This is a genomic window from Ramlibacter sp. Leaf400, assembly GCF_001424545.1.
In the GTDB taxonomy this organism is placed as follows: domain Bacteria; phylum Pseudomonadota; class Gammaproteobacteria; order Burkholderiales; family Burkholderiaceae_C; genus Ramlibacter.
Genome location: NZ_LMQL01000002.1, coordinates 80,484 through 89,778, shown reverse-complemented (window position 1 = coordinate 89,778; position 9,295 = coordinate 80,484). Strand labels below are relative to the sequence as shown.

The window sequence follows — 9,295 nt, the reverse complement described above, 5'->3', positions numbered from 1 at the left end:
CGGCGTCGCGGGCGCGAGACGAAGATGCTCGACCGCGAGCCGGCCCGGCCCGTGGTGCCGCTTTCACGGCTCCCGATACCAGACGCCGTCGGCCAGCATGATCTCGTGGTGCCCGCGCCCGGCGGGCATCATCGGATAGCAGTTCTCCTGGGCGGCCACACGCACGTCGAGGAAGAACGGCCCGTCGTGCGCCAGGCACTCGGCCAGCGCGTCCTCCAGCTCCTGCGGCCGCTCCACGCGGCGCGCGCCCCAGCCGAAGGCCTTGGCCAGCGCGACGAAGTCCGGCAGCGCGGCGGTCCAGCTGTGGCTGAGGCGGTTGCCGTGGATCAGCTGCTGCCACTGGCGCACCATGCCCATGTAGCCGTTGTTCGACAGGACCACCTTGACCGGCGCCTGGTGCTGCACGGCCGTCGACAGCTCCTGGATGTTCATCAGGATGGAGGCGTCGCCGCTCACGCACACCACCGTCCGCTCCGGATGCGCGACCTGCGCGCCGATCGCGGCCGGCAGGCCGTAGCCCATGGTGCCGGCGCCGCCCGAGGTGAGCCAGCGCCGGGGCTGGTCGAAGCGCAGGTACTGCGCGGCCCACATCTGGTGCTGGCCCACGTCGGTGGAGACGATGGCGTCGCGGCCCGCCAGCTGCCGCTGCAGCGTGGAGAGCAGCTGCTGCGGCAGGATGACCTGGTCATCGCACCGGAAGGCCAGGCAGTCGGCTTCGCGCCAGCGCGAGATGCGCGACCACCAGGGATCGAGCCGCGACGTTTCGGGCGACGGCAGCACGCGCTGCCAGGCCGCCAGCACCTCGGCGCAGTCGCCGGCCAGGGCCACGTCGACCGGCACCACCTTGTTGATGTTGCCCGGATGGATGTCCACGTGGATCTTGCGGGCGCCCGGGCAGAAGTCCGCCAGCCGGCCGGTGATGCGGTCGTCGAAGCGGGCGCCGATGCAGACCACCAGGTCCGCGTGGTGCATGGCCAGGTTGGCCTCCAGCGTCCCGTGCATGCCCAGCATGCCGAGGAAGCGCTGGTCCGAGGCGGGGAAGGCGCCCAGGCCCATCAGCGTGAGCGTGGTCGGCAGGTTCCATGCGCGGGCCAGGGCGGTGAACGCCTCGCAGGCCGCGGGGCCGGAGTTGACCAGGCCACCGCCGCCGTACAGCACCGGCCGGCGCGCGCCGGCCAGCAGCCCGGCCGCGCGCTGCAGGTCGGCTTGCGCGGGCAGGGCAGGGCCTTGCGGCTCCGGGTTCAGCGCGGCCGCCGTTGGCGCGGGGGCTTGCACGGCCTGCAGCTGCACGTCCTTGGGCATGTCGATCAGCACCGGCCCCGGCCGGCCCGACAGCGCGATGCGCACGGCCTCCTGCACCGCCTCGGCCACCTGCGCCGCGTCGCGCGGCTGGTGGTTCCACTTGGTCACCGGCCGCGACATGCCCAGCGCGTCGCTCTCCTGGAAGGCCTGGGTGCCGATCACGCCGGTGGCGACCTGGCCGCTGATGCACAGGATGGGAACGGAATCGCTGATGGCGTCCAGCAGCCCGGTGATGGTGTTGCTGACGCCCGGCCCCGACGTCACCAGCACCACGCCCAGCCGCCCGGTGCTGCGTGCGTAGCCCTCGGCCGCATGCACGGCCGCCTGCTCGTGGCGCACCAGCACGTGGCGCAGCGCCGGCTGGCCGTAGAGCGCGTCGTACAGCGGCAGGGCGGCGCCGCCCGGGTAGCCGAAGACGGTGTCGATGCCGCATGCGACCAGCGTGTCCAGCAGGATCTCGGCGCCATTGCGGGTCCGCAGGGCCGGGGCCGTGGGCGAAAGGGATTCGACGGTGGAGGCGTCCATGTGCAGATTTTTCCGTCGTTCAGGCAGAATGTGCTTCGAAATTTCGTGGGGTTCTCATGGCCGCTTCGAAGGACGTTCGGAAAAAAGCAAAACCTGCCGATGAAACCCCGGCCCGGTTCGACAAGTTCGACCTGGCCATCCTGCGGGAGCTGCTCACCGACTCTCGCCGCACCCTGCAGGAGATCGGCCAGGCCGTGAAGCTGTCGCCCACCACCTGCTGGAGCCGCATCAAGCGGCTGGAGGCGGAGGGCGTGATCCGCAAGTACAGCATCGAGCTGGACCGCGCGCGCCTGGGCTACCAGGACACGGTGATCGTGCAGCTCACGCTGGAGAGCCACACCGACGAGACGCTGTACCGGTTCGGCCGCATCCTCGCGGAGATCCCCGAGGTCATGGACGCCTACCTGGTCTCCGGCGACTACGACTACTACATCCGCATCGCCGTGAAGGACACGCGCGACTACGAGCGCCTGCTGCGCGAGAAGCTCTACAAGATCCCCGGCATCCGGCACAGCAAGTCCAGCTTCGTGCTGCGCGTGCTGAAGGATGTGAACGTGCCGGCGGTCTGAAGGCGGCTTTTCAGCGCGCAGCCGGCGAGGCGGTGCAAGCGTCGACCAGCAGCTGGCGCAGCGGCGTGAGCACGCTGGCGGCCGGCGTGTCCAGCGGCGCATCGAGCAGGTCGAGCATGGCGCGGGCGTCGGCGGGCAGGCCGGCATGCGAGGCGCAGTCGCGCCACTTGGCCAGCAGCTCGTCGCGCGTGAAGGGGTCGGCCAGCGAGCCCGGCGCCCAGTCGACGACGATCATCTCGGTCCAGCCGGAACCGCTCACCTCGACCACGACGGGCGCGCTGTCCAGCGTCTCGCCGTCGAGGGTGCGTTCCACCAGCGTCACCTTGGGCATCAGCGCCTGCAGCGCGGGGCGGCGCACCGCGGCATCGGTGAAGGACGCCAGGCCGACCTGGCCGTCGATCCAGGCGGCCGCACCGCAGTAGGGGCCGCTGAACTTGGCCTCCAGCCCGGTGGTGGCGCGGGGGTGCTTGAGCGGGGCGGTGCCGTTGCGGGGCATCTCGATCGCGATGCGCACCTCCTCGCCGGCCGCGCCCGGGCGCCGCGCCCGCAGCGCCAGCACGCCCGCGATCAGCCGGTGCGTGAGGTAGCAGCTGGGGAAGCGCTTGAGTTCGAAGCCGGGCTGCTGCAGCGCGAAGGGCATGCCGGGCTCCCAGTCGAGGCGAGTCACCGGCACGCCGCCGTTGAACGCGTGGAAGAAACCGTTGGCGCCCCACACGTCGTCGCTGGCCTGCGCGCCCGCCTGCGCCAGCAGCGCGGCGCGGATGCCGGCGACGGCCGCGAAGCCGACGTGCAGCGGCTTGGTGTCGGTGCCGAAGTTGGCGCGCAGGCCGCTGGCGCTGCTGGCCGCGATGGACAGTGCCGCATGTGCCTGCGCACGCGTCAGGCCCAGCACGTGCGCCGCGGCGGCAGCGGCGCCCACGCTGCCGAGCGTGCCGGTCGCATGGAAACCGAGCCCGTAGTGGCGAAAGCCCAGCCAGGCGCCCAGGCGCAGCAGGGTCTCGGTGCCGAGCACGTGGGCCGCCAGCAGGTCGGACAGCGCCAGCCCGGGGCGGGCCCGGGGCAGCAGCGCCATCAGCGCGGACACCACCGGCGCGCTGGGGTGGCAGGTGGCCAGCATGCAGACATCGTCGTAGTCCAGCGCGTGCGAGGCGGTGCCCAGCACCAGGCCCGCATCGGCGGACATCAGCCCGCGCCCCTCGGCGACCGCGACCGCCGCGCGCGTGGTGTTCTCGCCGGCCCCGGCGGCCGTGACCGCGCAGGTGTCGAACCAGACCTGGCGGGCCGCCTGCAGCACCTCGGGCGGCAGCGGTTTCGCGCAGCGCTCCGCGCACGCATCCCAGGCCGCCATGAAATCATTGGAGGGGTTGTTCACAGTTGCACCGCGCCTTTCTGTGCGAGCGTGTCGATCTCGTCGGGCCGCAGCCCGGCCGACTCGAGCACGTCGCGTGTGTCCTGCCCCACGCGGGGGCTGAGATGGGGTTGATGGCTGCGCTCGCCGTCGAAGCGGATCGGCGTGCCCACGGCGACCAGCCCGCGGGCCGCGTCCAGGGGCAGCGGCGCGTGCAGCGCCAGGGCCTGCACCTGCGGGTCCTGCAGCAGCCTGGACAGGTCGTTCACCGCGCTCACCGGCACGCCCGCCGCACGCAGGCGGTCGACCACCTGCTGCGTGGTCTGCGCGCGCGTGAGGGTCGCGATGGCTTCGTGCAGGGCCTCGCGGTTCGCGACCCGGTCCGCGTTGCGGGCGAAGCGCGGGTCTTCGGCGAGCGCCTTGTTCTCCAGCGCGGCCGCGAGCTTCTGGAACATGCGGTCGGCGCCGCAGCCGATGAAGACGTGGGCGTCCGAAGTCTCGAAGACCTCGTAGGGCGCCAGCATGGCCGTGGCCGAGCCCATGCGGCGCGGCAGCTTGCCGCTGGCGCTGTAGTTGGCGATGGGGTTGGTCATCCAGGCCACGCCGGTCTCCAGCAGCGAGGTGTCGATGCGCGCGCCCTGGCCGTCGTCCTTGCGGCGCGCCACCGCGGCCAGGATGCCGATCACGGACCACAGGCCCGCGCCCATGTCGACCATGGAGACGCCGACCCGCGCGGGCGGCTGGCCGTCATGGCCGTTGACCGACATGATCCCGGCGAAGGCCTGGATCAGCGGGTCGTAGCCCGGCAGGCCCGACAGCGGCCCGATGTTGCCGAAGGCGCTGAGGGCGCAGTAGATGAGGCCGGGGCAGACGGCCCTCAGGTCGTCGTAGCCCAGGCCGCGCTGCTCGGCGCTGCCCGGCTTGAGCGAGTGGATGACGATGTCGCCGGGCCGCAGCAGGCGACGCACCAGCGCCTGCCCGTCGGCGTGGTCCAGGTCCAGCGCCAGGCTGCGCTTGCCGCGGTTGAGCGTGGCGTAGGTGGCGGAGATGCCTTCGCCGACCTGCGGCGTCCAGCAGCGCGTGTCGTCGCCCGCGCCGGGGCGCTCGATCTTGATCACGTCGGCGCCCAGGTCGGCGAGGATCTGCGTGCAGTAGGGGCCCGCGACGTTCTGGGTCAGGTCGATGACGCGTTGGCCGGACAGGGGTTTCATGGGGTGGGGGTCTCCTCGCGGGCTCAGCGGCCCTGGAACTGGGGTTTGCGCTTCTCGTTGAACGCGCGCACGCCCTCGCGCCGGTCCTCGGTGTCGACCAGGCGGTTGTAGGCCTCGATCTCGAAGCGGTAGCCGGTGAGCAGGTCCATCTGCAGCCCGTAGTGGATGGACTTCTTCGCTTGCCGCACCGACAGCGGCGCGTTCCCGGCGATGGCCTGGGCGGTGGCCAGCGCGTGGTCGCGCACGCTCGCGGCATCGTCGCAGGCCAGGTTGAAGGCGCCCCAGGCCACGCCCTCGTCGGCGGTGAAGGGTCGGCCGGTCAGCACCAGCTCCTTGGCGCGCCGCTCGCCCACGGCGCGCGCCAGGTTCTGGGTGCCACAGCCGCCCGGCATGATGCCCAGCTTCGCCTCCGGCAGCGCGAAGCGGGCGGTGCGCGCGGCATAGATGAAGTCGCAGCACAGGGCCATCTCCAGGCCGCCGCCGTAGGCATGGCCGCTCACCGCGGCGATCACCGGCACCGGGCATTCGAGCATGGCGACGAAGGCGCGCTCGAAAAGCTCGTGCTGCGCCTGCCACTGCGCCTGCGTCATGCCGTCGCGCTCCTTCAGGTCGCCGCCCGAGCAGAAGGCTTTGATGCCGGCGCCGGTGAGCACCAGGCAGCGCAGCGGGCCGGGTTCGGCCGTGATGCGCAGGAACAGGTCGTGCAGGTCGGCGCCCATCTGCGTGTTCAGCGCATTCAGCGCCTCGGGGCGGTCCAGGGTGACGAGCAGGACGTGCTCGCCGTGCCGCTGCAGCTCGAGGGTGGAGTAGGAGGGAAGGTTCATGGCATCAGCCCGGCAGGACGCGCGCGCTTCGACCCACCCGATGGTGCCGCAAACCGTGCTCTGCAGCGGGGGATGAATCGTCGTGCCGCGTCCGTGGCGCCGGCACAGGCATTCTCCATGAAAAATAAGTTTTCCGGATTTTGGGGTTGTGGCACCATGGCGGCCCCCTTGAGGAACCCCATGGATTTCGACTACTCCCCGACGCAGCAGGAGATCCGCGAGGCGGTGGCCCAGCTGGCCCGGCGCTTCCCCGACAGCTACTGGCGGGCCTGCGAGCACGACAAGTCCTACCCCCAGGCCTTCGTCGACGCGATGAACGAGGCCGGCTGGCTGGCGGCGCTGATCCCCGACGACTACGGCGGCTCCGGCCTGGGCCTGCTGGACGCCTGCGTCATCCTGGAGGAGATCAACCGGCAGGGCGGCAACTCCGCCGTCTGCCACGCGCAGATGTACACCATGGCCAGCGTGCTGCAGCACGGCAGCGAGGCGCAGAAGCAGGCCATCCTGCCGAAGATCGCCAGGGGCGAGTTGCGGCTGCAGGCCTTCGGCGTCACCGAGCCGGACGCCGGCTCCAACACCCTGCGCATCAAGACCTTCGCGAAGAAGGTGCCGGGCGGCTACGTCATCAACGGCCAGAAGATCTGGACCTCGCGCTACCTGCAGTCGGACATGTACCTGCTGCTGGCGCGCACGACGCCGTACGAGGACGTGAAGAACAAGACCGAGGGCCTGAGCCTGTTCCTGGTCGACATCCGCAAGGCCGGCAAGTCGCTGCACTCGCGGCCGATCGACACCATGCTCAACCACCACACCAACGAGGTGTTCATCGAGAACCTCGAAGTAGCGGACGAGTGGCGCGTGGGCGAGGAGGGCAGGGGCTTTCGCTACCTCCTGGACTCGCTCAACGCCGAACGCCTGCTGGTGAGCAGCGAGAGCGTGGGCGACGGCAAGTGGTTCGTGGACAAGGCGCGCACCTATGCGTCGGAGCGCGTCGTCTTCGACCGGCCGATCGGCGCCAACCAGGGCGTGGCCTTCCCGATCGCCAAGGCCCACATGGCGGTCAGCGCAGCGGAGCTGATGCGCAACAAGGCCGCCACGCTGTTCGACGCCGGCAAGCCCTGCGGCGCCGAGGCGAACATGGCCAAGTACCTGTGCAGCGAAGCGTCGTGGGAGGCTGCCGAGGCCGCGATGACGACCTTCGGCGGCTTCGGCGTGGCCACCGAGTACGACATCGAGCGCAAGTGGAAGGAGACCCGCCTGTTCCGCACCGCGCCGATCTCCAACAACCTGGTGCTGGCCTACGTGGCGCAGCACGTGCTGGAGATGCCGCGCTCGTACTGAAGTGGAAGGGACGGGCCGCGCGGCCCGTTCGCAGCGCGTCGGCCCTCAGGCGACGGCGCGGCGCTTGCCCGCGGGGGCGGCAGTCTTGCGCGAGGCCTTGGCGGCCGGTGCCTTCTTCGGCTTCACGGCGCTGACCACTACCGGCGCGGCGGCCGCCGGGGGCGCTGCCTCCAGCAGGCTGTGGCCGATGCGCTTGAGGTCCTCGGCGATGCCGGCCACGCGCTGCAGGTCGTACTGGCCGTTGAACAGGATGGCGGCGCAGGTGAAGTTGAGGGCGCCGCCGGGTTCCTGCACCGGCACCGCGATGGTCACGGTGCCGGCGTACGCGTAGCCGTCGTCCAGCGCCCAGCCGATGCGCCGCGCTTCCTCCAGCTGCTGCAGGAAGGTCTCGAAGTCGAGCGGCCGGGCCAGGCGCAGTTCCTGGAAACGCTCCTTCAGCGCCGCCTTGCCCAGGCCCGAGAAAGCGCCGAACACGCGCCCCGACGCGCCCAGCAGCAGGGGGGAGCGCGAGCCCGCGCGAGCGTGGATGCGCACCGGTGCGTCGCTCTCGGCCACCGACACCAGCATGATCCTGTCGTCGGAGATCTTGCGCCACACCGTCACCATGATCCGGTACTTGCGGGCCAGCGCCTCGATGCGCGGCTTGAGCAGGTGCAGCTCGGGGCTGTGCTCCAGCGCGCCGCGCGCCAGCGCCACCAGGCCCAGGCTGAGCTGGTAGGTCTTGGCCGTCGCGTCGAACTGCACGAAGTCCTCCTGGATCAGCGTGCGCAGGATGTTGAAGCAGGTGCTCGGGTTGATCTTCACCGCCCGCGTGATCTGCGTGACGGTGGCCGGGCCCTGCGTGGCGCGCAGGAAGCGCAGGATCGTCGCGGCATTCGCCACGGCCCCGACGACCTTGCCCTTGGGCTTGTCGGCGGCGCCGCCGGACGGGGTGCTGGCTTTCTTCTCCATGGGGTCGGGGTTCCCTGCAAACGGACGGTTTCATTCTAGGGCCGGCCCCCCGCGGCGGCCCGGCGCGAACCTGCGTGTGGAGAATAAAATTCCCGTTCGGACAACATCCACGAGACGGCCGGGTTCCGCCCGCGCCGCGCCCGAATGACCCAGACCCCCGAACCCGATGCCCGCGGCCTGAGCTATCCCTTCGCCGCGCCGGACCCCGGCCACTGGACCGAGGTCGCCCCCGGGGTGCGCTGGATCCGCCTGCCGATGCCTTTCCGGCTGGACCACATCAACGTGTGGGCCCTGGACGACGGCGAGGGCTGGGCCCTGGTCGACACCGGCCTGAACACCGAAGCCACCGTCAAGGCCTGGCAGGCCCTGCTGGCCGAGGGCCCGATGGCGCGGCCGCTGACCAACGTCTACGTGACGCACATGCACCCCGACCACGTGGGGCTGGCCGGCTGGTTCACGCGCCGGGCCGGCGTGCCGCTGTGGATCACGCGGCTGGAGTACCTGTCCTGCCGCTCGGCCGTCGCCGACATGGGCCGGGAGGCGCCGGCCGACGGCGTGAAGTTCTATCGCCGGGCGGGTTGGAGCCCGGCCGCGATCGACGGCTACCGCAGCCGCTTCGGCGGCTTCGGCAAGCAGATCCACGCGCTGCCGGACAGCTTCCGGCGGTTGCAGGACGGCGACGAGGTGCGCATCGGCGCGCACACCTGGCGCGTGCTGGTGGGCACCGGCCACTCGCCCGAGCATGCGTGCCTGCATTGCCCCGAATTGAAGCTGCTGATCTCCGGCGACCAGGTGCTGCCGCGCATCTCGTCCAACGTGTCGGTCCATCCCATGGAGCCCGAGGCGGACCCGATGGCGGACTGGTACGCGTCGCTGGCCAAGCTCAAGGCCCAGGTGCCCGACGACGTGCTGGTGCTGCCGGCCCACAACGACTGCTTCCGGGGCCTGCATGCGCGGCTGGACGCACTGGCCCGCGGGCAGGACAAGGCGCTGGAGCGCCTGCGGCGTTCGCTCAAGGAGCCCCGGCGCATCGTCGACGCGTTCGGCGCGCTGTTCGCGCGGCCCATCGACGAGGGCGACGCGGCCCTGCTGAGCCTGGCCACCGGCGAGTCGGTGGCCTGCATGAACCACCTGATCGCGCGCGGCGAGGTCCGCCGGGAGATCGGCGCCGACGGCGTGGGCTGGTACGTGCTGGCCTGAGCCGGGGCCGCGCGGCTCGACGGC

The 9,295-nt window shown here is 71.4% G+C and carries 8 protein-coding genes; 3 read left to right on the top strand and 5 right to left on the bottom strand.

The genetic code is table 11. From position 1 onward, the window contains the following. Positions 1 to 63 precede the first annotated feature (63 nt). Positions 64 to 1,827: a biosynthetic-type acetolactate synthase large subunit gene (gene ilvB, locus ASG30_RS02610; protein WP_055892206.1), complete on the bottom strand. Its 1,764-nt coding sequence runs from the start codon at positions 1,825 to 1,827 to the stop codon at positions 64 to 66. A 56-nt stretch (positions 1,828 to 1,883) separates the two neighbouring features. Here ilvB and ASG30_RS02605 point away from each other — a divergent pair, with 56 nt between their 5' ends. Continuing rightward, positions 1,884 to 2,396, top strand: a complete 513-nt coding sequence (locus ASG30_RS02605; RefSeq protein ID WP_200947226.1) for an Lrp/AsnC family transcriptional regulator — start codon at positions 1,884 to 1,886, stop codon at positions 2,394 to 2,396. A 10-nt stretch (positions 2,397 to 2,406) separates the two neighbouring features. Here the strand turns inward: ASG30_RS02605 and ASG30_RS02600 are convergent, their stop codons facing one another. Genes ASG30_RS02600 through ASG30_RS02590 form a run of 3 tightly spaced genes read right to left on the bottom strand, consistent with a single transcriptional unit; the run spans position 2,407 to position 5,779 of the window. Continuing rightward, positions 2,407 to 3,744, bottom strand: a complete 1,338-nt coding sequence (locus ASG30_RS02600) for an MmgE/PrpD family protein (RefSeq protein WP_082521851.1) — start codon at positions 3,742 to 3,744, stop codon at positions 2,407 to 2,409. Positions 3,745 to 3,764: 20 nt separating this feature from the next. After that, on the bottom strand, positions 3,765 to 4,955 hold the full coding sequence (locus tag ASG30_RS02595; RefSeq protein ID WP_055892199.1) for a CaiB/BaiF CoA transferase family protein: 1,191 nt from the start codon (positions 4,953 to 4,955) through the stop codon (positions 3,765 to 3,767). Positions 4,956 to 4,978: 23 nt separating this feature from the next. Then, positions 4,979 to 5,779: an enoyl-CoA hydratase/isomerase family protein gene (locus tag ASG30_RS02590; RefSeq protein WP_055892196.1), complete on the bottom strand. Its 801-nt coding sequence runs from the start codon at positions 5,777 to 5,779 to the stop codon at positions 4,979 to 4,981. A gap of 180 nt (positions 5,780 to 5,959) precedes the next feature. Between ASG30_RS02590 and ASG30_RS02585 the strand changes: the two genes are divergently transcribed. Further along, positions 5,960 to 7,120, top strand: a complete 1,161-nt coding sequence (locus ASG30_RS02585; protein WP_055892194.1) for an acyl-CoA dehydrogenase family protein — start codon at positions 5,960 to 5,962, stop codon at positions 7,118 to 7,120. 45 nt (positions 7,121 to 7,165) lie between these two features. Here ASG30_RS02585 and ASG30_RS02580 read toward each other — a convergent pair whose 3' ends face one another. Beyond that, positions 7,166 to 8,071 carry an IclR family transcriptional regulator gene (locus ASG30_RS02580; protein ID WP_055892190.1) on the bottom strand — a complete coding sequence of 302 codons (906 nt, stop codon included), beginning with the start codon at positions 8,069 to 8,071 and terminating at the stop codon, positions 7,166 to 7,168. A gap of 144 nt (positions 8,072 to 8,215) precedes the next feature. Between ASG30_RS02580 and ASG30_RS02575 the strand changes: the two genes are divergently transcribed. Beyond that, a complete protein-coding gene (locus ASG30_RS02575; RefSeq protein ID WP_055892188.1) occupies positions 8,216 to 9,271 on the top strand; it encodes an MBL fold metallo-hydrolase in 1,056 nt (351 codons plus the stop codon). The last annotated feature ends 24 nt before the right edge of the window (positions 9,272 to 9,295 follow it).

Excerpts from the sequence above, each read along its gene's own strand:
- ASG30_RS02585 (WP_055892194.1), top strand. The coding sequence starts at position 5,960 with ATGGATTTCGACTACTCCCCGACGCAGCAGGAGATCCGCGAGGCGGTG.
- ASG30_RS02600 (WP_082521851.1), bottom strand. The coding sequence starts at position 3,744 with ATGGCGGCCTGGGATGCGTGCGCGGAGCGCTGCGCGAAACCGCTGCCG.
- ASG30_RS02575 (WP_055892188.1), top strand. The coding sequence starts at position 8,216 with ATGACCCAGACCCCCGAACCCGATGCCCGCGGCCTGAGCTATCCCTTC.
- ilvB (WP_055892206.1), bottom strand. The coding sequence starts at position 1,827 with ATGGACGCCTCCACCGTCGAATCCCTTTCGCCCACGGCCCCGGCCCTG.
- ASG30_RS02580 (WP_055892190.1), bottom strand. The coding sequence starts at position 8,071 with ATGGAGAAGAAAGCCAGCACCCCGTCCGGCGGCGCCGCCGACAAGCCC.
- ASG30_RS02605 (WP_200947226.1), top strand. The coding sequence starts at position 1,884 with ATGGCCGCTTCGAAGGACGTTCGGAAAAAAGCAAAACCTGCCGATGAA.
- ASG30_RS02595 (WP_055892199.1), bottom strand. The coding sequence starts at position 4,955 with ATGAAACCCCTGTCCGGCCAACGCGTCATCGACCTGACCCAGAACGTC.
- ASG30_RS02590 (WP_055892196.1), bottom strand. The coding sequence starts at position 5,779 with ATGAACCTTCCCTCCTACTCCACCCTCGAGCTGCAGCGGCACGGCGAG.